This is a genomic window from Saccharomonospora glauca K62, from assembly GCF_000243395.2.
GTDB lineage: Bacteria > Actinomycetota > Actinomycetes > Mycobacteriales > Pseudonocardiaceae > Saccharomonospora > Saccharomonospora glauca.
Window position 1 is genome coordinate 2,510,190 of record NZ_CM001484.1, and the last position, 20,555, is coordinate 2,530,744.

Annotated in this window: 21 protein-coding genes; 7 read left to right on the plus strand and 14 right to left on the minus strand. The window is 69.7% G+C overall.

Annotated features, from left to right (window positions below; all coding sequences use genetic code 11):
• Nucleotides 1-31 precede the first annotated feature (31 nt).
• The 4 genes from SACGLDRAFT_RS11710 to SACGLDRAFT_RS11725 all read left to right on the plus strand — a co-directional run bounded on the left by SACGLDRAFT_RS11710 (nucleotide 32) and on the right by SACGLDRAFT_RS11725 (nucleotide 4,743).
• Entirely contained in the window at nucleotides 32-1,447 is a 1,416-nt protein-coding gene (locus SACGLDRAFT_RS11710; protein ID WP_005464809.1) for a S8 family peptidase, read from the plus strand.
• Nucleotides 1,448-1,625: 178 nt separating this feature from the next.
• On the plus strand, nucleotides 1,626-2,429 hold the full coding sequence (locus tag SACGLDRAFT_RS11715; protein ID WP_005464810.1) for a M15 family metallopeptidase: 804 nt from the start codon (nucleotides 1,626-1,628) through the stop codon (nucleotides 2,427-2,429).
• Nucleotides 2,430-2,648: 219 nt separating this feature from the next.
• Complete coding sequence (locus SACGLDRAFT_RS11720) at nucleotides 2,649-3,539, plus strand: RNA polymerase sigma-70 factor (RefSeq protein WP_040918982.1); 891 nt, start codon at nucleotides 2,649-2,651, stop codon at nucleotides 3,537-3,539.
• A 76-nt stretch (nucleotides 3,540-3,615) separates the two neighbouring features.
• Complete coding sequence (locus SACGLDRAFT_RS11725; RefSeq protein ID WP_005464812.1) at nucleotides 3,616-4,743, plus strand: NAD(P)/FAD-dependent oxidoreductase; 1,128 nt, start codon at nucleotides 3,616-3,618, stop codon at nucleotides 4,741-4,743.
• A 67-nt stretch (nucleotides 4,744-4,810) separates the two neighbouring features.
• Here SACGLDRAFT_RS11725 and SACGLDRAFT_RS11730 read toward each other — a convergent pair whose 3' ends face one another.
• From SACGLDRAFT_RS11730 to SACGLDRAFT_RS11755, 6 genes are all read right to left on the minus strand, one after another.
• Entirely contained in the window at nucleotides 4,811-6,226 is a 1,416-nt protein-coding gene (locus SACGLDRAFT_RS11730; protein ID WP_005464813.1) for an alanine/glycine:cation symporter family protein, read from the minus strand.
• A gap of 231 nt (nucleotides 6,227-6,457) precedes the next feature.
• Nucleotides 6,458-7,198 carry an MBL fold metallo-hydrolase gene (locus SACGLDRAFT_RS11735; RefSeq protein WP_005464814.1) on the minus strand — a complete coding sequence of 247 codons (741 nt, stop codon included), beginning with the start codon at nucleotides 7,196-7,198 and terminating at the stop codon, nucleotides 6,458-6,460.
• A 137-nt stretch (nucleotides 7,199-7,335) separates the two neighbouring features.
• The gene (locus tag SACGLDRAFT_RS11740; RefSeq protein ID WP_005464815.1) at nucleotides 7,336-7,794 is read right to left on the minus strand and encodes a hypothetical protein; all 459 of its coding nucleotides are present in this window, start codon (nucleotides 7,792-7,794) and stop codon (nucleotides 7,336-7,338) included.
• A 12-nt stretch (nucleotides 7,795-7,806) separates the two neighbouring features.
• Nucleotides 7,807-10,290 carry a molybdopterin oxidoreductase family protein gene (locus SACGLDRAFT_RS11745; protein WP_005464816.1) on the minus strand — a complete coding sequence of 828 codons (2,484 nt, stop codon included), beginning with the start codon at nucleotides 10,288-10,290 and terminating at the stop codon, nucleotides 7,807-7,809.
• 89 nt (nucleotides 10,291-10,379) lie between these two features.
• On the minus strand, nucleotides 10,380-11,579 hold the full coding sequence (locus SACGLDRAFT_RS11750) for an MFS transporter (protein WP_005464817.1): 1,200 nt from the start codon (nucleotides 11,577-11,579) through the stop codon (nucleotides 10,380-10,382).
• Complete coding sequence (locus tag SACGLDRAFT_RS11755) at nucleotides 11,576-12,217, minus strand: GntR family transcriptional regulator (RefSeq protein ID WP_005464818.1); 642 nt, start codon at nucleotides 12,215-12,217, stop codon at nucleotides 11,576-11,578. The genes SACGLDRAFT_RS11750 and SACGLDRAFT_RS11755 overlap by 4 nt, the downstream gene beginning before the upstream one ends.
• Nucleotides 12,218-12,378: 161 nt before the next feature.
• On the opposite strand from SACGLDRAFT_RS11755, the gene SACGLDRAFT_RS11760 reads away from it, so the two are divergent.
• Nucleotides 12,379-13,032, plus strand: coding sequence for a trimeric intracellular cation channel family protein (locus tag SACGLDRAFT_RS11760; RefSeq protein WP_005464819.1), 654 nt, complete (start codon nucleotides 12,379-12,381; stop codon nucleotides 13,030-13,032).
• A 67-nt stretch (nucleotides 13,033-13,099) separates the two neighbouring features.
• Here the strand turns inward: SACGLDRAFT_RS11760 and SACGLDRAFT_RS11765 are convergent, their stop codons facing one another.
• Nucleotides 13,100-13,792, minus strand: a complete 693-nt coding sequence (locus SACGLDRAFT_RS11765; RefSeq protein WP_005464820.1) for an HAD family hydrolase — start codon at nucleotides 13,790-13,792, stop codon at nucleotides 13,100-13,102.
• Between the two features lie 118 nt (nucleotides 13,793-13,910).
• Here SACGLDRAFT_RS11765 and SACGLDRAFT_RS11770 point away from each other — a divergent pair, with 118 nt between their 5' ends.
• Nucleotides 13,911-14,975, plus strand: coding sequence for a GDSL-type esterase/lipase family protein (locus tag SACGLDRAFT_RS11770; RefSeq protein ID WP_005464822.1), 1,065 nt, complete (start codon nucleotides 13,911-13,913; stop codon nucleotides 14,973-14,975).
• A 36-nt stretch (nucleotides 14,976-15,011) separates the two neighbouring features.
• Here the strand turns inward: SACGLDRAFT_RS11770 and SACGLDRAFT_RS11775 are convergent, their stop codons facing one another.
• The 4 genes from SACGLDRAFT_RS11775 to SACGLDRAFT_RS11790 are packed head-to-tail and all read right to left on the minus strand — an operon-like array spanning nucleotide 15,012 to nucleotide 17,177.
• Nucleotides 15,012-15,311 (minus strand): hypothetical protein, encoded by a 300-nt coding sequence (locus SACGLDRAFT_RS11775; RefSeq protein WP_005464824.1) that lies wholly within the window; start codon nucleotides 15,309-15,311, stop codon nucleotides 15,012-15,014.
• Entirely contained in the window at nucleotides 15,298-15,540 is a 243-nt protein-coding gene (locus SACGLDRAFT_RS11780) for a hypothetical protein (protein WP_040919909.1), read from the minus strand. Before SACGLDRAFT_RS11780 ends, SACGLDRAFT_RS11775 begins: the two co-directional genes overlap by 14 nt.
• 42 nt (nucleotides 15,541-15,582) lie before the next feature.
• Entirely contained in the window at nucleotides 15,583-16,038 is a 456-nt protein-coding gene (locus SACGLDRAFT_RS11785; RefSeq protein ID WP_005464827.1) for an Lrp/AsnC family transcriptional regulator, read from the minus strand.
• Entirely contained in the window at nucleotides 16,035-17,177 is a 1,143-nt protein-coding gene (locus SACGLDRAFT_RS11790) for a M24 family metallopeptidase (RefSeq protein WP_005464828.1), read from the minus strand. Before SACGLDRAFT_RS11790 ends, SACGLDRAFT_RS11785 begins: the two co-directional genes overlap by 4 nt.
• Before the next feature lie 71 nt (nucleotides 17,178-17,248).
• Here SACGLDRAFT_RS11790 and SACGLDRAFT_RS11795 point away from each other — a divergent pair, with 71 nt between their 5' ends.
• Entirely contained in the window at nucleotides 17,249-18,187 is a 939-nt protein-coding gene (locus SACGLDRAFT_RS11795) for a 5'-3' exonuclease (RefSeq protein ID WP_005464830.1), read from the plus strand.
• Nucleotides 18,188-18,214: 27 nt separating this feature from the next.
• Here SACGLDRAFT_RS11795 and SACGLDRAFT_RS11800 read toward each other — a convergent pair whose 3' ends face one another.
• The 3 genes from SACGLDRAFT_RS11800 to SACGLDRAFT_RS11810 all read right to left on the minus strand — a co-directional run bounded on the left by SACGLDRAFT_RS11800 (nucleotide 18,215) and on the right by SACGLDRAFT_RS11810 (nucleotide 20,531).
• On the minus strand, nucleotides 18,215-18,589 hold the full coding sequence (locus SACGLDRAFT_RS11800) for a DUF4333 domain-containing protein (protein ID WP_232283955.1): 375 nt from the start codon (nucleotides 18,587-18,589) through the stop codon (nucleotides 18,215-18,217).
• A 76-nt stretch (nucleotides 18,590-18,665) separates the two neighbouring features.
• Nucleotides 18,666-19,859 (minus strand): GNAT family N-acetyltransferase, encoded by a 1,194-nt coding sequence (locus SACGLDRAFT_RS11805; RefSeq protein ID WP_005464834.1) that lies wholly within the window; start codon nucleotides 19,857-19,859, stop codon nucleotides 18,666-18,668.
• Between the two features lie 48 nt (nucleotides 19,860-19,907).
• On the minus strand, nucleotides 19,908-20,531 hold the full coding sequence (locus SACGLDRAFT_RS11810; RefSeq protein ID WP_005464836.1) for a DUF4333 domain-containing protein: 624 nt from the start codon (nucleotides 20,529-20,531) through the stop codon (nucleotides 19,908-19,910).
• Nucleotides 20,532-20,555 lie beyond the last annotated feature (24 nt).

The window sequence follows — 20,555 nt, forward strand, 5'->3', positions numbered from 1 at the left end:
GTCACCGTTCGAACCCCGCTCCGGAGGTTGCATGTCCCGTCTCAGATCCTTGTCGCTGCCCACCGCGCTGGCGATCGGCTTCGGCAGTGTGCTGACCGCTCCCGTGGCGAGCGCCACACCCGCCACGGTGGAGTGTGATGCGACGAGCACGCCGTACAACTACGTGGTGCTGTACCAGCCGTACACCTCGCAGGCCACGGTCGACGCCGAGCTGGCGGCGAAGTGCGGCAGCCGGATCGCCTACTACCCGGAGATCGGCGTCGCCGTGGCCAGCTCCCGCAACGCCGACTTCGCCGACAGGATCGGAAGCTACCGCGCTTACTCCGGTTCTCGGGAGGTCGCCGACCCGACCACCTCCGCGGCCGCGACGGCCCGCGCCACCGCCCGCGCCGAGATCGAAACCGAGGAGACCACCCAGGTGGTCACCACCGCTGACCTCTCCGAGGCCCAGTGGGACATGCGCATGATCAAGGCGCCCCAAGCCAACAAGATCAACGAAGGCAGTCGCTCGGTGACGGTGGGAGTGCTGGACTCCGGGATCGAGCCCACTCATCCGGCGCTGGTTCACGCGCTCGACCCGGCGGCCTCCGTCGGCTGCAACACCGGCGCCCCCGACCCCGATCCCGCCGCGTGGGCTCCGACGACGTCCGACCACGGCACGCACGTCGCGGGCACCATCGCGGGCAAGGACCCCGACCGCGGCTTCACCGGCGTCGCTCCCGGTGTGCGCCTGGCGTCGGTGAAGGTCGTCAACGACGACGGCTACATCTTCCCCGAGGCGGCGGTCTGCGGCTTCATGTGGGCCGCCGAGCAGGGCTTCGAGGTGACCAACAACAGCTACTACGTCGACCCCGGAATGTTCTACTGCCCGAATCAGCCGGGTGACTCCGCGGCCTACGAGGCCGTGCGGCGTGCGGTCGCCTATTCCCAGCGGCAGGGCGTGCTCAACGTCGCCGCGGCGGGCAACAGCGGGTTCGACCTGACCGATCCCCCGGCGACCGACCCCAACCGGCAGCACCCGGTGGATTCGAGCTGTGCCATCCTGCCCAAGAGCCTCGACGGGGTGGTGACCGTCTCGGCCGTCGGCTACGAGGGCACCAAGTCCTCCTACAGCAACTACGGGCTCCGTCAGGTCGACGTGACCGCCCCCGGTGGCGACACCGCCCAACTGCCGCCGGGCGCGACGACGGGATGCACTCTGTCCACCGTGTTCGACGGGCAGTACGGCACCAAGTGCGGCACGTCCATGGCCTCCCCGCACGCCGCCGGAGTGGCCGCGCTGATCGCCAGCAGGAATCCTCACCTCCCACCGCAGGCCGTCTCGGCGCTGTTGCGGGCCAAGGCGGATCGAGTGCCCTGTGGTGACGCCGAGGCCTGCACCGGCCCCGCCGCATACAACTCGTTCTACGGCCACGGGCTCGTCGACGCCTTGGCCGCCGTCAAGTAGTCACGGCAACCGCGAGGCGGGTCGGCCTTCGTCGGTCGACCCGCCTTCCCGTGCGCGAGCGTCCACATGCGCACGGCCGAGGCCACGTGCTATCCACCGTGGTGGCCGTCACGACCGGTCAATCACCAAGCACGGAAGACGTCTTGATCCTCTCCGGCCTCTTGGGTAAGACGAGGCAATGCGTTTCACGTTCCGTCGGACTCTCCTGGCAACCCTGGCCGCCGTCACGGTGTTGTTCGCTTCCACACCGGTCGCCGTCGCCGAACCTCCCGGACGTCCGACCGCCCCACCGGAGTTCGTCGCCCTGCGTGATGTCGCGCCGACCATCATCGAGGAGATCCGTTACCACGGGTCGCACAACTTCGTCGGCCGGCCGGTACCGGGCTATCGGGAGCCGTTGTGCATCGTCACCCGGCCCACGGCGCTGGCCCTGCGAGAGGCCCAGCGGCAGCTGCTGCCCCTGGGATACTCGCTCAAGGTCTACGACTGCTACCGTCCCCAGCAGGCGGTCGACAGCTTCGTCCGGTGGGCACAACGGCTCAACGACGACCGGATGAAGGAAGAGTTCTACCCGCGGGTCGAGAAGTCGTCTCTGTTCGAGGACGGCTACATCGCGGAGCAGTCCGGGCACAGCCGCGGCAGCACGGTGGATTTGACCCTGGTCCGCGTCCCGCCGCGCCCACAGGAGCACTACCGTCCCGGTGATCCACTGCGCCCGTGTTTCGCCCCGGTCGGCGAACGGTTCGGGGACAACAGCATCGACATGGGAACCGGCTTCGACTGCTTCGACACCCTCGCGCACACGGACGACCCCCGGATCACCGGGGAGGCCAAACGCAACCGGGCCCTGCTCAAGGAGACCCTGGCCGCGGTGGGGATGGAGAACTATCCCAACGAATGGTGGCACTACACCCTGCGCGACGAGCCGTTCCCGGACACCTACTTCGACTTCCCCGTGGCTCGCGGCTCGCTCACCGGCTGAGAGAACTCCCCGCCACCCCGACGGGAAAAGCCGTCGGCGCCGCGGTACGACTTCGACCGGACGGACGCACTGCGGCGCCGACGACACGGCCGGATGGTGATCGTGACGGCTCGACGGCCCCGAGCCTCGTCGAGTGCCGAACGCCGATGCGGCGGTGTTCATGTGCTCTCCCCCGGCTCGTCCATAGTGTCCCCCGGCGGGCTTTCGTATGCTCGACGCGTGCTCCAGTCAGAGGTCGCGCGGGAGTTCGAACGGCAGCGACCGCGCTTGTTCTCCGTGGCCTATCGGCTCCTGGGTTCCGCCGGGGAGGCCGAGGACGTCGTCCAGGACGCGTTCCTGCGCTTCAACGACGCCGACCGAGCCGCGATCGAGAACCTCGCGGCCTGGCTGACCAAGGTGGTCACCAACCTCTGTCTTAATCGCCTGACCTCCGCGCGCGCCCGCCGGGAACGTTACGTGGGGCCGTGGTTGCCCGAGCCCGTGGTGACCGCCGACTCGGCCCTGGGGCCTTTGGACACCGTCGAGCAGCGCGACTCCGTGTCGATGGCGTTCCTGCTACTCCTGGAACGCCTGACTCCCCCGGAACGTGCCGTGTTCGTGCTGCGCGAGTGCTTCGGATACCGCCATCGCGAGATCGCGGAGATCCTCGACCTGAGCGAATCCCACTGCCAGCAGCTCCATCACCGGGCACGGCAGCGGATCGGTGAACAGCGTCCACGGTTCTCGGCTTCCCGCGCCGACGGCGACCGCATCGCCCGGCGCTTCCTCGCCGCGGCACGGGGTGGCGACATCGCCGCGCTGGAGAAGCTGCTCGCCGACGACGTCGTCGCGTGGGCCGACGGCGGTGGCAAGGCCACGGCGGCCCGCCGTCCGATCCGCGGCGTGGAACGGGTGGCCCGGTACCTGGGTTGGATGAGTTGGCCCGTCCCGGACCTGACGGTCTTACTCACGGAGATCAACGGCCAGCCCGGTTTCGTGGCCCTCGTGGGCGCTCAGGTGATACTGGTCGTGGTGCTGGAGATCCGCGACGGCCGGATCACCGACATCCGCATCGTGGCCAACCCGGACAAACTCGCCTTCCTCGCCTCGCAACTTCCCGACCGTGACTGATGTCACTCTCACGCCTGTCAGGAATGGCGACTCCGCGCGGTTCAACCGGTGACCTTCGACGAAAGGAGAGGAACCGGTGACCCGACACATCGTGGTAATAGGCGGGGGCTATTCCGGACTCGCAGCCGCGCTGCGGACCGCCCGGCGACTTCGCGACGCACGGGTGACGCTGGTCAATCCCCGTGCGCACTTCGTCGAACGGGTGCGCTTGCACCAGCTCGCGGCGGGGCAGCAACTCCGCGAGCACCCCTTGGCCGACGTGCTCGGCAGGGCCGGGGTCGACTTCGTGCTCGGTCGGGTCCGGGAGCTCGACCCGGACGACCGGCGGTTGGTCGTCGACTCGCTGGAGGCCCCGATGCGGTACGACACGCTGGTGTACGCGGTGGGCAGCGTGGCCGACACGAACGCTCCGGGTGTGACGGACCATGCCGCCACCGTGGCCGAGTTCGCCGAGGCGCGGGCCCTGCGCGACCGGGTCGCCACCGTCGCTCGGGAGGAGGGGACGGTGGCGGTGGTCGGAGGCGGGCTAACCGGTATCGAGACCGCCGCGGAACTGGCCGAGACCTACCCTCGGCTTCGGGTTCGGCTGGTGACGGACGGGAAGCCGGGGGCGACGTTGTCCGAACGGGGGCGCTCCCATCTGCTGCGGTCGTTCGAGCGGCTGGGCGTCGAGGTGCGCGGCGATGCGAAGGCCGTCGAGGTGCGCCCCGGTGCCGTGCGACTGGCCGACGGGGACGCCGTGACGGCGGACCTCGTCGTGTGGGCCACCGGGTTCGGTGTTCCGGACCTGGCCGCCCGCAGCTCCCTCGCCGTGGACGCCATCGGGCGGGTCGTCGTGGACGACAGCCTTCGTTCGGTGTCGCATCCGGACGTCTACGCCGTCGGTGACAGCGCGGTGGTCGGCCACACCGACGGCTCACCGTTGCGAATGGCGTGCGCCACGGCACTCCCACTCGGGCAGTACGTCGGTGACGTCATCGCCGCACGGGCGAACGGGAAGCAACCGCGGCCCCGGCGATTCCGCTACGTCATCCGGTGCCTCAGTCTCGGGCGACGCGACGGCCTGATCCAGTTCGTCGACGCCCACGACCGACCGCGCGAGCGCATCCTCACCGGGCGCACGGCCGCCCGGTTCAAGGAAATGGTGGTGCGGGGCGCGACGTTCACGGCGCGTCGGCCGGGACCGTACCTGCCGTGGCGTTAGCCCCGGCGGGCGCGGTGCGTGCGAGGGGTGAATCGACGCCGGTTCCGTCGCACGCACCGCGGCCGGTTCACGCCGTGTCGCGGGGCCTCCGTAGCGCGTCCGTGCCGTGCAGGGTCGACTCGGCCGGCGGGGTCAGCAGGTCGGGGTCCACCGCGAGGTACTGCTTGGTCTCCCGAGCGATCAGGCCGGCGCACAGCACCAGCCCGATGAGGTTGGGCAGCGCCATCAACCCGTTCATCACGTCGGAGAAGGTCCAGACCAGACTCAGCTCCGTGGTCGAACCCACGAAGATCACCACGGTGAACACCAACCGGTAGGGCAGGACACCCCGGACGCCGACGAGTCGCTCCACGCAGCGCTCGCCGTAGTACGACCAGCCCAGGATGGTCGAGAAGGCGAAGAACACCACGCTCAGGGTCACGATGTAGTGGCCCCACTCGCCGGGCAGGCCGCGCGTGAAAGCCTCCGCCGTCATCTCCGCGCCGTCGAGCCCCGTCTGCCAGGCACCGGTGGTGATGATGACCAGGCCCGTCATCGACACCACGATGATCGTGTCGATGAAGGTCTGGGTCATCGACACCAGGCCCTGACGTACCGGGTGCCGGGTCTGCGCCGCCGCGGCGGCGATAGCCGCCGACCCCAGGCCCGACTCGTTGGAGAAGATGCCTCGGGCCACGCCGTACTGCAGCGCGATGATGAAGACCGAACCGGAGAAGCCACCCACGGCCGCGGTTCCCGTGAACGCGTCCGTGAACACCAGTTTCAACGCCGCGGGAACGTCGGTGATGTTGAGCAGCAACACCGCCAGCGCACCCACGACGTAGAGCACGATCATGAAGGGCACGAACGCGGCGGTGACCTTGCCGATCGACTTGATCCCACCGATCAGAACCGCGCCGGCGGCGACGGTGACGACAAGGCCCACCACCCAGGTCGGCACGCCGAAGGAGCTCTCCAGCGAGGCGGCGACCGTGTTGGACTGGGTCATGTTGCCGATGCCGAAGCTCGCCAGGACCGCGAACACCGCGAACGCGATACTGAGCGTGAGCCCGAAGCCGTTCGGGATGGCTTTCGCCAGGTAGTACTGCGGGCCACCGGACATGTCACCACGAGCGTCCTTGGTGCGGAACCGCACCGCCAGGAAGGCCTCCGAGTACTTCGACGCCATACCCACCAGGGCCGTGACCCACATCCAAAACAGCGCACCGGGACCGCCCAGGTAGAGCGCGGTGGCGACCCCGGCGATGTTGCCGACGCCGACCGTGGCGGCAAGAGCGGTGGTGAGCGCCTGGTAGTGGGAGATGTCGCCGTCCGCGTCCTCGTCCCGACGCTTGAACAACGCGAGCCGCAACGCCGGAACGAGTTTGAGGAATTGGACCCCACCTAGTCGGACCGTCAGGTACAAGCCCGTGCCCAACAACAGCGGAATGAGGAGGAACGGGCCCCACACCACATCACTGACTTTGGTGAGGAACTCCTCCATGTCGACTCCTTCGGTCAGGTCGAGCGGGTGAGATCGACAGAGAATAAGACGAGGACGGTTCGAGGTCACGCCATTGTGAGAAGGACCCCGCGACGCGACGTCGACGAGCACGAGAGGAACACCGCGGGCCTTCTCCTCGGCACCCGCGTCGGCAAATTTCGGACAATCCGGGCAACATCGACGGGGTGGCGGACTCGACGTTCGTACGAGGTTCTCGTCGTGACCGCCACGCTAGGAAGGCCCATTCCGACGGGCCAGCTCGACCAACCGCTCCGCACCGTCGGTCCACGCCTCGCCGTGGCCGACGAGCACCGTGCTCACCCCGGTCGCCGCGATGGCATCCAGTGACTCCAGGGCACGTTCCGGGTCCGCGGTGGCCGCCGCGGAGACGATTTGCGGCGCCTTCGTCCCCCGATACGGATTGAGCGTCACCACGGCGTCCCCGGCGATGACGGCGTCCCGGTCGGGGAAGTGCAACGCGCAGTGCCCCATCGTGTGGCCCGGCGTGAACAGCACCCGTGGTTCGCCGGGCACCGGCAACGTGTCCTCACGGATTCGGTGCACTCGCTTGACGGGTTTGGGCCACCAGGCACGATGCGCCACGAAGGCGGCGACCATGGGCAATGCCTTGTACTGCGTCAGCAGGTACCACGTCAGCGAGCGGGCTCGGCCGTATCGGCGGGGATTCCGGGTCAGTGGGAGGTCGTTTTCGTGGATGTAGACGGGCACCCCCACTTCGGAACGTAATCGCTCGGCGAACCCCAGGTGGTCGAAGTGACCGTGGGTCAACACCAACGCCTCGATGTCTTCCTCGCGGCGCCCCAGCTCGTCGAGGGCACGCCTCAGCGAACGCCACGACGTCGGCAATCCGGCGTCGACGACGGTCAGCTTGCCCCCGGCCTCGACGAGGAACCAGTTGACATAGGAATCCTCGACGCAATGGATACCGTCCGCGACGTTCTTCTTGAGCATCCCCACCTCCACCGGCCGAACGTCCTCGTGTGGCCTACCCACGGCGGAGGGCGCTCACGCCGGCTCCGGAGCCTCGGAGACCTCGTCGGCGGCACGTCCCGAACGTGGAGGGCGACGGCGTCGTCGGGATCGATTCGTCACCTCGCCGCGATGAGGGCCTGTGGCGCGGCCTGCTTGATGCGGGAACGCAACCAGACGAGCTGACGCGCGGTCTCCGGCTCCCAGGTGTCGACCACGTGGAGCAGGTCCTCGTCGCGTAGTCCCTGCGCGGCCTGTCCCACGACGGTCCATGTCATGTCGGTGAGGCCGGCCAGCATGTGGAGGTCCTGCAGGTCGCGCAGCAGTCCGACGGGTCCGCTGCGCGTGTGTTCCAACCCCACGGCGTACAGGCGTTCGGGTTCGGCCTCGCGGTCTTCGCCGTAGCGCTCCACGATCGGGCTCAACGCCTCTGCCTGGCGGTCGGTCCGTCCGGCGAGGAGACGACAGAGCTGCGCGACGTCGGGCTCGTCACCGTGCCCACGGGAGACCTCACGGAACGCGTCGGCGAGCGTGGTCAACGACGTGTGGAGCAATCCCAGGTAGATGGTCAGGTACATGGGTTCGTCCGTTCACGAATGGTGCGGCACGTCGGGACTCGGTGGCGCCGGTGGTGGCCTCGTGGCCGCCACGTCCTCCCACACGTCGTCGTCTCCCGTGGTCGCCGGAACGCCCGCCGGATCGTGGGGCGCGGAGGCCGCGGTGGTGGGAGCGGGGGCGGGCCCTTTTCCGTCGGCGAGCTTGGTCACGCGCACGGCGCCGAGCTTGTAGAGGGGTTGCTTGGACACCGGGTCCCAGGCGGTGAGGGTGAGCTCGTTGGCCGCCCGAGCGCGGTCGTCCGTGTCGCTGTCCCAGTAGCCGTAGTGGAAGGGCAGGAACACCACGCCGTCGCGGCCTCCGCCGACACGCACGGGCAGCTCCACCCGACCACGCCTGGACTCGACGCGGACCGGGTCCCCCTCCGTGAGCCCGAGCGCGGCCGCGTCGTTCCGGGACATCTCGATCCACGGCTTCGGTGCCGCGCGACGGAGCTGCCGGGAGCGGCCGGTCTTGGTGCGGGTGTGGAAGTGGTAGACGGTACGCCCCGTGGTGCACACGAGCGGATACTCTCCGTCCGGTTCCTCGGGCGGCGGCACGTACTCCGCCGCCCTGAGAACCGCCCGGCCGTCCGGGTTCCGCGCGTGGTACTCCTCCCGAGAGGTGATGCCGCCGGTGAGGAGATCGCGGCCGTAGCTTTCGCACACGTCGGCGTGGGTGGGGAACACGGCGTCGGCATACAGGCGGTCGCGACCGTTCGGATACTCGTCGTTGCACGGCCACGGAACACCGCTGCCCCCGCGAAGCTTCTCGTAGGACAGTCCCGTGTAGTCACATGGCCGGCCTCGGCTGCACTCCTTCCACGCCTCGAACGCGCTCTCCGGGTCGTTCCACGTGATCAGCGGCGCGCCATCGCGATCGCGCAGGTCCATCCGCCGGGCGTAGTCGCAGAAGATCTCCAGGTCGGAGCGTGCCTCGCCGGGCGGCTCCACCGCTTTGTCGGACAGGTGGACGGTACGGTCGGCGTTGGTGAAGGTGCCTTGCTTCTCTCCCCACAGCGCCGCGGGCAGCACCACGTCCGCGTACTCGGTGGTCTCGGTGCGGAAGCCGTCCTGCACGACAACGAACAGGTCGTCCTTGGCGAGGATCTCTCGGACCCGCGGGAGCTGGGGCAGTGACACGGCGGGGTTGGTGGCGGAGATCCACAGGAATCTGATGGAGCCCTGCTCGGCGTACCGCCAGATCTGCATGGCATGGGTGGGCGGAGCCCAGTGCGGGATGGTCGCCGGGTCCACGTTCCACAACTCGGCGAGCTGCCGAACGTGCTCGGGATTGTCCCAATTGCGAAATCCCGGAAGGTCTCCGTCCGCGCCGGTCTCGCGGGTGTTCTGAGCGGTGGGCTGTCCGTTCATCTGCAGGACCCCGCACCCCGGCTTGCCGAGGAGTCCCCGCAGCAGGTGGAGGTTGTTGACCTGGCAGGCCGCCGCGGTGGCCTGGTGCGACTGGTAGAAACCCTGCAACACGGTGGACAGCACCCGGCCGGAGGTGCCGAATATCTCGGCCGCCCTCCGCAGGTCGTCCGGATCGACGCGGCAGATGCGCGCGACGTGTTCCGGCGTGTACGGCTGGACGGTCACCGCGAGTTCGTCGTAGCCGAGTGTGTGCGCGGTGACGTAGTCGTGATCGACCCACCCGCGGGTGATCACCTCGCGAAGAAGACCGTTCATGAGGGCCTGGTTGGTGCCGGGCAGGGGAGCCAGGTGCACTCCCCCGCTCCGCGCGCACGCCTCGGTCACCGGCGTGCGCCGGGGATCGACGGCGACGACGACGGGCGGGTCCGCGCCGTGGAGCCGGTCCAGGACCCGAGCCCACAACACCGTCTGCGTCTCGGCCATGTTGTGTCCGAAGAGGAACAACGCCTCGCAGGAGTCGATGTCGGAGTAACTGCCCGGTTGGCCGTCGGAGCCGAAACTCTCCTTCAGAGCGGCGGCGGCCGTCGCCGTGCACAACCGCGTGTTGCCGTCCATGTGCGGCGTTCCCAGCCCGGCCTTGCCGATCACGCTGAGGGTGTAGTACTCCTCCAGGAACAACTGACCGCTGGTGTAGAAACCGTGGGACAAAGGCCCCGTCTCGGCCAGCAATTCCCGTGAGCGGCGAACGACCAGGTCCATGGCCGTGTCCCAGTCCGTCTCCCGTAGTCGCCCGTCCCGCCGGACCAGCGGTCGGGTCAACCGGTCCGTTCGGTGCCACTGCCGGGAACCGTACAGTCCCTTGGGGCCCAGCCGCCCGTGATTGACCACGTCGCCCGCCCGCCCGCGAATCCCGACCATGCGGCCGTCCTTCACCGCGATGTCACATGCGCACCCGTTGCTGCACAACACGCACGCCGACCGCACCCAGGTGTCGACGTCCGAGGGGGCGAGTCCCTCGTCGAGATGTCGGTCCACCCGAACGGGCCACGAGGTGTCCTTCGCGTACGGTGTGCGGGTTCCCCAAAGGTCCGCGATGCGGTCGGCCATGTGTCTCCCCCCGGTCGCTCCGACGCTCGTGCGCGGCGGATACCCGCCACGCCGTCGTCGAACCTTCCGGGGTGCCGTGCGGGTCGCGGTCAGCCGACCGGCTCGGCTTGCCGCTCGGCGGTCTCGCGGGCGGGGAGATCGGCCTTGGAGTAGCGCAGGATCACACCGGTCGCCGCCAGGGCCAGGACCACGAGCCCCCCGAGCAGGACGGGGTAGGTCGCCACGGCGCTGAGCAAGCTCAGCAACGCGGGCAGCAGGAATCCGAGGTAGGCGAAGGCGTAGTACACCCCCGTGGTGTCCGCCAGTTCCTCCGGGCGCGAGAAGCGTTGCAGTTCGAGCAGGCCCGACACCACCGCGAGGCCGTACGCGCAGCCGAGTCCGAGCGCCGCCACCAGGGCCAGCACCGGTGATCCCGCCACGGCCGCGACCACGCTGAGCGCCAGCCCCACCGACATGACGCCCATGGACACCGCCACCGCACGGGCACTGGTCGGCCGGTCCAAGCGCTTGGCCACCGGCTGGATGAGCGCCCCGGCTCCCAGCGTGCCCACCGTCAGCAACGTCGAGTAGGCCAGCGCCAGGGAGCCGAGCCGATCGCCCACGAGCTGGGGCATGATCGCGTAGGCGACCCCGGCCGCCCCGAAGATCCACGGCGCCATCGGGAGGACGGCCTTCCGGAAGCGCGGATGCCTCACCCCTCCCCACCGCGGCCGGGGCGACCCACCGAGGCAGCCGGTCTCCGGGAGTCGGTACAGCAGCGGCAGCACCGCGAGCGCGAGCACGACATGCACGACGTACGGCAGGACCATGGGGGCGGGCCCCCACTGCGCCAGGGCACCCGCGACCCCCGCGCCGATTCCGAAACCCGTCGTGAGCGCGAGCGCCGCTCGTCCCGCGCCGGTGCGGGAGTCGCTACCCGAGCACGCCGACAGTTCGGTGACCCAGGTGGTGCCGACCGCCATCGCCGCGGCGACGCCGAATCCGGTCACGAACCGTCCCGCGGCGAGCCAGCCCGCGCCGTACTCGCCCGCGGCGAGCGACACGCTCGCCGTCAGCGACGCCACGACACCCGCGATCATCACCGCTCGGCGCCCGAAGCGTTGGGAAAGACCGCCCGCGAACAACAGCCCCGGAAACAGCCCGAGGACGTAGGCGCCCAGCAACGTGTTCACCATGAGGGCGGAGTGGCCCGCCTGTCGATACATCACGAGCAGTGGGGTGAATTGGTTGCCGCCCCACCCACAGACGAAGATCGCAGCGACCGCCGACTTCCACGCGGCCGGCCTCATGAGCGATGCGTTTCGTTCAGATGCGACCGCAACGTGGCCGCGAACGCGGCCTCGTCGCGCGCCTCGATGGTGGACACCAGCTCGGCGTGCTGTCGAAGAACCACGGGAAGCTGCTCCGGAACCGGTCCGAGGGCGTACATGCTCATGCGGCGTTGTCTGTCGGCCAAGGACGCGTAGAAACGCTGGAACAGCGCGTTGCCCCCGGCCGTCACGATGGTGCGGTGGAAGATCTCGTCGGTCTCGGCGAAGGCGGGCAGGTCGTCCCGCTCGGCATGGCCGCGTTGCACCTCCAGCACGGACCGCAGCTCCGCCACCACCGACGGCACCCGCTCCGGGGTGCGCAGCAACCTGCGTACCGCCGCGCACTCGACGGCCTCGCGCGCGTCGAGCACGTCCTCGGCCTCCCCCGGTGAGACCGGGACCACGATCGCACCCCGCTTCGGCACCAGCCTCAGCAAGTCCTCGGCCTGGAGCCGCAGGAACGCTTCCCTGACGGGGGTACGGCTGATTCCCAGGCGCTCGGCGATCTCTCCCTCGCTGAAGAGATGTCCTCCGGGAAGCTCGCCGGAGAGCACGAGTTCCTTCGTCAGCGCGTACGCCCGCTCGGCGGCGCTTTGGCGGGTTCGGGAAGTCGACACACCCCCACTGTAGGAAATAGATACAAGCTTGTATCTATGAGCTTCGTCGCTGATCAACTCAGGTCACGGGAGCCTTCGACGTCCTCCCCGAGCCGTGACCCGGACTTCGGAACCGGACACCCGCGAGGCGCGGAGCCACGACCGGCCCCCAGACTGGCGGTATGTTCCAATCCCCCGTCATCCTCACCCTGGACCTGTTGGGCACGTTCGCGTTCGGCCTGAACGGCGCCCTCACCGCCACCCGCGCCGCTCGGCTGGACCTGGTGGGGGTGCTGGTCCTGGGCATGATGACCGCGTTGGGTGGCGGGGTGATCCGGGACATCCTGATCAACGTGCCACCCGCGACCTTCGGCGACGGACGCTATCTCGCGGCGGCCGCGGGCGGAGCGCTGGTGGCCTTCCTGCTGAGCGTGGAACTGGAGCGCTACACCCGGCTCATCACCGTCTTCGACGCCGTCGGGTTGAGCGTGTTCTGCGTGACCGGAACCAGCAAGGCCCTCGACGCCGGCCTGGGAAGCGTGCAGGCGGTGATCCTCGGCGTGATCACGGCGGTGGGAGGGGGAACCCTGCGGGACATCGCCGTCCAGCGGGTCCCCTCGGTGTTGACCAGCGACTTCTACGCCGTTCCCGCTCTCGTGGGCGCCGTCCTCGCGGCCGTGGCCCTCGGCATCGGAATCCCCGGACTCGTCGGTGCGCTCGTCCCGGCGGCGGTGGCCTTCGTCATCCGCATGCTCGGTGTCCGCTACAACCTACGGGTGCCCCGCACCCGCGAGCGTGGCTTCCACTCCCGTGACGGGGACGAGGCCACCGACTGACGAGACGGCATCGGGGACGCGGCGCGGCCGCCCTCGCCCCGCTCCGGCCGGACCGCGGCGCCGGAGGTCAGAAGTGGTCGAGCAACTGCCCGAACCGCTCCACCGTCACCAGGCGCTCCGCGCCGAGGTCGAGATCGGCGTGCTCCAACACCCACGTGTTGGCGTTCGGCACGTACACGGCCCCCATGCCGGCGGCCAGTGCGGGCAGGATGTCGGAGGCGGGCGAGTTGCCCACCATCCACGTCGACGCGGGATCCAATCCGTACCGTTCGACGAGCCCGGAGTACGTGGCGACGTCCTTTTCCCGCACCACGTGAACGGCTCGGAAGTACTCGCGCAGCCCCGAGTTGTCGAGCTTGCGCCACTGGTCCTCCGGGACGCCCTTGGTCAGCAGGAGGAGCGGATAGCGCTCCCGTAACGCCTCGAGTGTTTCGGCCACCTCGGGGATCAGTTCGATACGGCACTCCAGCACCGCTTCCGCCAGCCGCCCCAGGTGCTCCCGTTCCCGTTCGGTCGCGGGTCGTCGGTGGATCCGCTCCAGGCAGTCGGTGAGGCTGCGCAGGAACACCGCGGCGCCGTAGCCGTAACGAGCCGAGTTGGCGTGTTCGACCTCGGCGAGCAGTTTCCGCACGGCCGCCGCGTCGAGTCCCGGCCGGGCCTGCCAATCGCAGAAGTCGTCGATGGCGCGCTCGAACACGACGTTGCATTCCCAGAGGGTGTCGTCGGCGTCGAACATCAGCACGGATCGCTGACCGAACACGGCGGGAACCTCCCCCGGACGCGGGCACGGGCGCGACCTTCGGGATGCTGCCATGACGGCCCCGGCTTCGACGACATCTTTTTGCGTAGAATGCTCCACCGTGCGCAGGTCTCGGTGGGTGCTCGGGGTGTTGGCACTCGCAGCCGTTGCCGTTCTGGTCGCCGTGGTGGTCCTCACCGGCTCCGATTCCGACTCCCCCGTCGATCGACCGGGGCCTCCCGGAACCGGTCCCCTGACCGTGGTGTCGCTCGGGGACAGCACGCTGTCCGGCGAAGGCGCGGGCGACTACACGCCCGACACCGACGGCAAGGACGGCAACTGGTGTCATCGCTCCCCGCACGCGATGGTGCACCAAATCGAGCTCACCGGAGTCACCGAGTCGATCAACCTCGCCTGTTCCGGGGCGCCGTCGGGGCACGTCGCGCTCGGCGACGTGGAGCAGTGGACCGAACCCTCCCAGGCCGGTCAGCTGCGCGAGCTGCTCGACGACCACCGGGTCGCCGCGGTGATCGTCGCGATCGGCGCCAACGACGACCCCCACTTCTCCCGGCTGATCTCCGAGTGCTTCACCGCGTGGTTCCTGCAGCAGGACTCGCCCTGCAACGCCAAGATCAAGCGGGACTGGCAGCAGCGGCTCGACGCCATGACCCCCAAGGTCGTGGCCGCACTCGAAGACGTCAAGCAGGTGCTGAAGGAAGCCGGCTACGAGCGGTCGGACTACGAGATAGTCCTCCAGTCGTACGCCTCTCCCATCGGACCCGACATTCCCGAGGAGTGGCGCAACCTCAACGGCTGCCCGTTCCGCACCGACGACCTGCGGTGGGTGGCCGAGACCGGCGCGATCGAGTTGTCGGAAGCGCTGCGAAGCGCGGCCCAGCAAGCCGACGTGCGGTTCCTCGACCTCTCCCGCGCGGGCACCGGGCACGAGGCCTGCAGTGGTGGCGACAACGCCGAGGACGAGTGGTTCACCCGGTTCACGGTGCGCTGGGACGACTTTCAGGACGTGGACCGCGCCAAACACGTCATTCAGGAGTCGTTCCACCCGAACGCCGCCGGACACGAACAGATAGCTCGGTGCATGAGCGAGTTCCTCGCGACCGACGACCGGGAGGCCGCGTGCCTGGAGGGCGAGGACGGCCACCTGCACGCCGCCCCGTCGCCCCAGTCGCTCGCGAGAAGCTGAGAATACGACCGCGGACACGCGCCCGCGGTCGTATTCTCAGAGGTCGAGGGCGGCTCGCAGGGCCCGGTCGATCTGCTCCTGGACCTCGGTGTCGATCTCGGCCACGTACTCCCGCAGCCACGGCCGGTACAGCCGCATCACATTGACCGTCGAGACCCAGTAGTGCCCGTCGACGGCCACCCCGAGAATGTCGTGGGGATCACGGTCCAGCAGCTCGGTGCCCAGCAGCCACGGCCGGTCGGAGTCGTTGATGCCGTCGGACGACAGCAGCACCATCTGCCGTGCTCGGGCCTGTTCGGAGGGTGGGTAGTAGGTCCAGATCTCACCCCTGCGCACGCAGGTCCTCCAACGCGGCGACCAGTTCGGCCTCGTCCCGCAACGCCGCCTCCTCGGCGGCCCGGCGACAGTCCGCCGGGTCGGGCGCCCGGAAACCGGTCCTCACGGCCTCCCGACGCGCGGCCTTGGCCAACCAGGCCGACACCGAGATCCCCGTGGCTTTGGCCGCTTGTTCGGCGAACGCCAGCACGCCGTCGTCCAGCGAGACCGTCACTTTCCGCGTTGCCATGTCGGCCATGGTACGCGGAACCCTCCCCCTGTGGGGGAAGGTTCACAAGGTCGGCGACCGCCCTTCGAACGGCGTGGACAGCACGACGGTGGTGCGGGTGGAGACCTTGGCCGCCTCCCGGATGCGCCGCAGCAGATCCTCCAGCGCCAAGGGCGAGGCCACCCGCACGAGAAGCACGTAGGACTCGTCGCCGGCCACCGAGTAGCACGACTCGATCTCGGGGATGTGCTCCAGCCGCTGGGGGTAGTCGTCGGGGGCCGCGGGATCGTTCGGTGTCAACGAGATGAGCGCCGTCAACGGCAGCCCGATCTGTTCCCCGTCGAGCCGAGCGGTGTACCCGCGGATGACACCGCGCTGCTCCAACCGGCGGACCCGCTGATGCACGGCCGACACCGACAGTCCGACCCGCTCGGCCAGGTCGGTGAAGCTGCAACGGCCGTTGGCCGCCAGCTCCCGCACGATGGCCCGGTCGAGCGGCTCCAGTCCTCCCCCGGTCATGCCGGCAGCACGACGAGTTCGTGCGGGCGCGTGTTCAACGGCTCCACACCGTCGGCGGTGACCACCACGATGTCCTCGATCCGTGCGCCCCACTTCCCCGCTCGGTACACGCCGGGTTCGACGCTGAACGCCATGCCGGGCTGCAGGGGCAGGTCGTTGCCGCTCATGATGTAGGGCTCCTCGTGCACGTCGAGCCCGATGCCGTGGCCGGTGCGGTGGATGAACAACTCGCCCAGCCCGGCGTCGGTCAGGATGTCGCGTGCCGCGGCGTCCACCTCGTGGGCCGTGACGCCGGGCCGCACCGCCCGTACCGCCGCCTCCTGGGCGCGCCGGAGCACCTCGTACGCCTCGACGATCTCGGCGGCGGGTTCCCCGACCGCGTAGGTGCGGGTCGAATCGGAGTTGTAGCCCTCGGGAAGCGGCCCGCCGATGTCGACCACGACGACGTCACCGGGCTCGATCACGCGGTCGGACACGTCGTGGTGCGGGCTGGCGCCGTTGGGGCCGGACCCGACGATGACGAAGTCGGCGTGCGTGTGGCCCTCCTCGACGATGGCCTCGGTGATGTCGGCTCCCACCTCGGCCTCGGTGCGACCGGGCCGCAGCCATTCGCCCACACGGGCGTGGACGCGGTCGATGGCCTCGGCGGCCCGCCGCAGGGCGGCGAGTTCGGCCGCGTCCTTGCACATGCGCAGCTCCCGCATCACGGGACCGGCGAGCGTCTGCTCGGCACCGGCCACGGCGTCGCGTAACCGCAGCACGTGGAGGGCGGCCATCGTGTCGCTCACCGCCACCCGGCCGGGCTTGCCGAGCCGGTCGGCCACGAGCCGGTACGGGTCCTCGCCGTCGACCCACGTCACCACGTCGACCCCGAGGTCGTCGGTGGGCACGTCGGCGTAGCCGGGGGCCTCCAACGCCGGCAGCACCAGCGTGGGTGGAGCGTCGGTCGCGGGGACGAGCAGCACGGACAGGCGCTCGAAGGAACCGCCGGCCTGCCCGATCAGGTACCGCAGGTCGGAACCGGGGCCGATCAATAGGGCGTCCGTGGCGGCGTCGGCCGCGGCGGCGCGGGCACGGTCGATCCGAGCGCGCAGCGTGGCGGCATCGGGAGCGGGGGTGTGCAGTGAACGACGCGACATGGCCGAAAGCCTAGCCCCGCGACGGACCGAGTGCCCGCACACCCACCGGCCCGGTGTGGCAGGCTGAGCGCGTGACCGGTCTGGTGCTGCTCGACGCCGCAAGCCTCTACTTCCGTTCGTTCTTCGCGCTGCCCGAGTCGCTGACCGCTCCGGACGGCACGCCGGTGAACGCCGTGCGCGGTTTCGCCGACACCGTGGCACGGGTGCTCGCCGACCGTCGTCCCGCGAGGCTGGTCGCGTGCCTGGACGCCGACTGGCGGCCCGAGTTCCGGGTGCGCGCGCTTCCCAGCTACAAGGCCCACCGCGTCGCGGAGCCCTCGGAGGCGGGCCCGGACACCGAGGAGGTCCCCGACACCCTCACGCCCCAGGTGCCGATCATCCTGGAGCTGTTGGAGGCGATCGGGATCGCCGTGGCCGAGGCCGAGGGCTACGAGGCCGACGACGTGATCGGCACGCTGGCCTCGCGGGAGTCGGAGCACCCCGTCGAGATCGTCACGGGCGACCGTGACCTCTTCCAACTGGTGCGGGACGACCCGACCCCCGTGTCCGTGGTCTACGTGGGCAGGGGCTGGGCCAAGGCGGAGGTGCTGGGGCCGAAGGAGATCGCCGAGCGCTACGCCCTACCGCTGGAGAACGCCGGTGCCGCCTACGCCGACATGGCGATACTGCGGGGCGATCCGTCGGACGGTCTGCCCGGAGTGGCGGGGATCGGTGAGAAGACGGCGGCGAAGCTCGTCACGCGGTTCGGGTCGTTGGAGGGCCTGCTGGCCGCGGCCCGCGACGCCGATCGTGACGTGCCGCCGAGGGTACGGACCAAGCTCACCGAGGCGAGCGACTATCTCGCGGCCGCTCCCCGTGTGGTGCGGGTGGTCACCGACGCCCCGGTGACCGGGTTCGCCGACGACCGCGTTCCGGCGGCTCCCGCCGACCCGGCGCGCGTGGCCGAGTTGGTGGAACGCTACAACCTCGGGGGATCGGTGAATCGCCTGCTGGCGGCGTTGCCCGGCTGACGGCCTCCCGGCCGGTGCGGTCGTGGCTCAGACGGGCAGGCCCACCTCGTAGCGGCCCTCCTCGTCGACGATCTTGATGGGAATGCGTTTGCTCTCGTCGGCGATGATGGCGGTGCAGTCGAATGTGGCGCCCTCGATCACGGCGGGCTGCTGGGGGCAGCGGACGCTCTCGACGTCGGCGATGCCGTAGCTGCCGGTGAGCACGGACCGCACGGCCTCTTCCACGGCGTCCCCGTCGAGTGCCTTCGGTACGGGCGTCAACGACAGCGAGGAAGTGGTCGTCGGTGAGCTCGTCGACGGCTCCGAGCTCTCGGTGACCACCGTCGGGGAGACCTCCCGGTCCCCTGGCTCCTCGGTGTCACCGCCGCAGGCCGTCACCGTCAGAGTCACACCGGCCGCCACGACGACCCACCGTAGTCCTCCGACACCGCGCACCCGCACGACAGGACACTCCACCCGTACTCGACTTCGCTACCGGTCAGAAGAACGTACCGCACCACGGTGCGTGTCGCGTTCGGACCAGTTCGTCGAACCGTTCCGCCGTGGCGTCGTCCTCGACCCCGATCCTCCCGGCGGCCACCAGCGCGGACGGGGACCATCCACCCAGGTAGACCATCGACAGGGCGGCCACGTCGAGGACGGCGTCGGGGGCCGCGTCGGTGCGCTCCACGCGAGCGGGCCCGACGCGGTAGCGGCCCGTGTTGCGCTCCAGGACCGGGTCGGTGACCTCCAGGACCAGCGGCTCACCGCGCCAGGTCCGCGCGGCCAGTGCCGCCTCGACGTCGACCAATCGTAGCCAGGCCTCGTCGGTGAGCTGGCTCGACTCGCAGGCACGGGGATCGGTGAACAACAGCTCTAGCGGCTCGTCCAAACCACGGTGCCGAACGACGATCTCGTCGACCAGATCGACCGAGAGCAAGAACCGCCACAGCCCCGCGAACGCGGAGGCGTCGGCGTAGTGGAGGTCGATCACGCGCATCGTCCCGGCCTTGCCGCCCTCGCGGTCGACCTGATAGACGGCGAACCCATCGGGGCCGTCAGTGCCGTGGTGCACGGCCGCGACGGCGTGCCCGTCGCCTCGACGCAGCATCGCGAACAGGCCGGGCCACCACCGCGCGGGGCGGGTCATCATGCCCGGCCGCAGCGGCACCCGCTCGTACACGTCGGGCAGGCGCCGCTCGGCCTCGTCGACTGTGATCAGCTCCACCTCACCGCCCTCGGGAACGCCGGGCCGCAGTCGCGCCCGGCTCCGGCGCACGACGCAGTCCCGTATCCGGCTGGCGACGCCGTAACCGAAGCGGCCGTAGATCACGCCCTCCGTGGCGTACAGGACAGCGGCGGTGACCCCGCGCTCGGCGAAGTCGGTGAGCTGGTGGCGCATCAACGCCGTCAGCACACCGCGCCTGGTGCGATCGGCGCGAACCCCGACCCCGGTGACCGCCGCCGTCGCGACCTTGGCCCCACCCGGTACCGCGAGTTCGGCGTCGGTCGACCTCGCGGTACCGATCAGCCGCTCGTCGAACGCCCCGAGTACCCGCCCCGGCTGGTGCACCTCCCGGAGGCGCTCCCACTGCTCGTCGGTCGCGGGACCGGAGTGGAGAGCGGCACGGAACAAGGTGTGCGCCGTACGGAACTCGTCGTCGCGGAGGGCGCGGACTACAACGTCGGTCATCGAATCGATCCTGTCGAACGGGCGCGGTGGGGACCAGTGGTTCTCGGCTCAGCCCTTCGGCGTGGGCCTGTCGACGGTGTAGTGCCCCTCATCGCTGGTGACCGTGATCTTCACGGTCTGCTGCTCACCGTCCACCGTGACGTCACAGGTGTAGACGTGGCCCTTTTCGACCGGCTGGTCGCCGGGGCAGTCGACCTGGCTGTTCTCCGAGACCCCGTACGAGTTGACCAGTAGCTTCTGCACCGACTGCTCGACGCTTTGTTCGTCGAAGGTCTTGGAGACGAGCAGACCGGGCTTCCAGAACAACACCACGGCCGCGGCCGCGATCACGACCACCGCCACCACGAGACCGATCAGGAGCTTCTTGCCGCCGCCGGAGGTGCCCTGAGGCACCCCACCCGGCTGCTGCCCGTAGCCCTGACCGTAGGCGCCGTACTGGCCCTGCTGCTGCGGCGGATAGGTGGCCTGTTGCTGGCCGTAGGTGCCCGCCCCCTCGTACGGGTTCGGGGCGGGTTGCTGGCCGTACTGCGGCTGCTGAGTGCCGTAGGCGGGCTGACCGTAAGCGGGTTGCTGACCGTACCCGCCGGGCTGAGGGAATCCACCGGACGCGGGGTTCGCGGGTGGTTGCTGCCCCCACTGCGCGGGGTTGTTACCTCCGTACGGCGCGCTCATCGTGTTGCCCTTCCGCGTATCACA

Bases quoted from the DNA above. Each gene is read 5' to 3' on its own strand.
- SACGLDRAFT_RS11760 (WP_005464819.1), top strand. From the start codon at position 12,379: ATGTTCCAATCCCCCGTCATCCTCACCCTGGACCTGTTGGGCACGTTC.
- SACGLDRAFT_RS11730 (WP_005464813.1), bottom strand. From the start codon at position 6,226: ATGGAGGAGTTCCTCACCAAAGTCAGTGATGTGGTGTGGGGCCCGTTC.
- SACGLDRAFT_RS11780 (WP_040919909.1), bottom strand. From the start codon at position 15,540: ATGGCAACGCGGAAAGTGACGGTCTCGCTGGACGACGGCGTGCTGGCG.
- SACGLDRAFT_RS11715 (WP_005464810.1), top strand. From the start codon at position 1,626: ATGCGTTTCACGTTCCGTCGGACTCTCCTGGCAACCCTGGCCGCCGTC.
- SACGLDRAFT_RS11750 (WP_005464817.1), bottom strand. From the start codon at position 11,579: ATGAGGCCGGCCGCGTGGAAGTCGGCGGTCGCTGCGATCTTCGTCTGT.
- SACGLDRAFT_RS11785 (WP_005464827.1), bottom strand. From the start codon at position 16,038: ATGACCGGGGGAGGACTGGAGCCGCTCGACCGGGCCATCGTGCGGGAG.
- SACGLDRAFT_RS11790 (WP_005464828.1), bottom strand. From the start codon at position 17,177: ATGTCGCGTCGTTCACTGCACACCCCCGCTCCCGATGCCGCCACGCTG.
- SACGLDRAFT_RS11740 (WP_005464815.1), bottom strand. From the start codon at position 7,794: ATGTACCTGACCATCTACCTGGGATTGCTCCACACGTCGTTGACCACG.
- SACGLDRAFT_RS11745 (WP_005464816.1), bottom strand. From the start codon at position 10,290: ATGGCCGACCGCATCGCGGACCTTTGGGGAACCCGCACACCGTACGCG.
- SACGLDRAFT_RS11710 (WP_005464809.1), top strand. From the start codon at position 32: ATGTCCCGTCTCAGATCCTTGTCGCTGCCCACCGCGCTGGCGATCGGC.
- SACGLDRAFT_RS11805 (WP_005464834.1), bottom strand. From the start codon at position 19,859: ATGACCGACGTTGTAGTCCGCGCCCTCCGCGACGACGAGTTCCGTACG.
- SACGLDRAFT_RS11735 (WP_005464814.1), bottom strand. From the start codon at position 7,198: ATGCTCAAGAAGAACGTCGCGGACGGTATCCATTGCGTCGAGGATTCC.
- SACGLDRAFT_RS11810 (WP_005464836.1), bottom strand. From the start codon at position 20,531: ATGAGCGCGCCGTACGGAGGTAACAACCCCGCGCAGTGGGGGCAGCAA.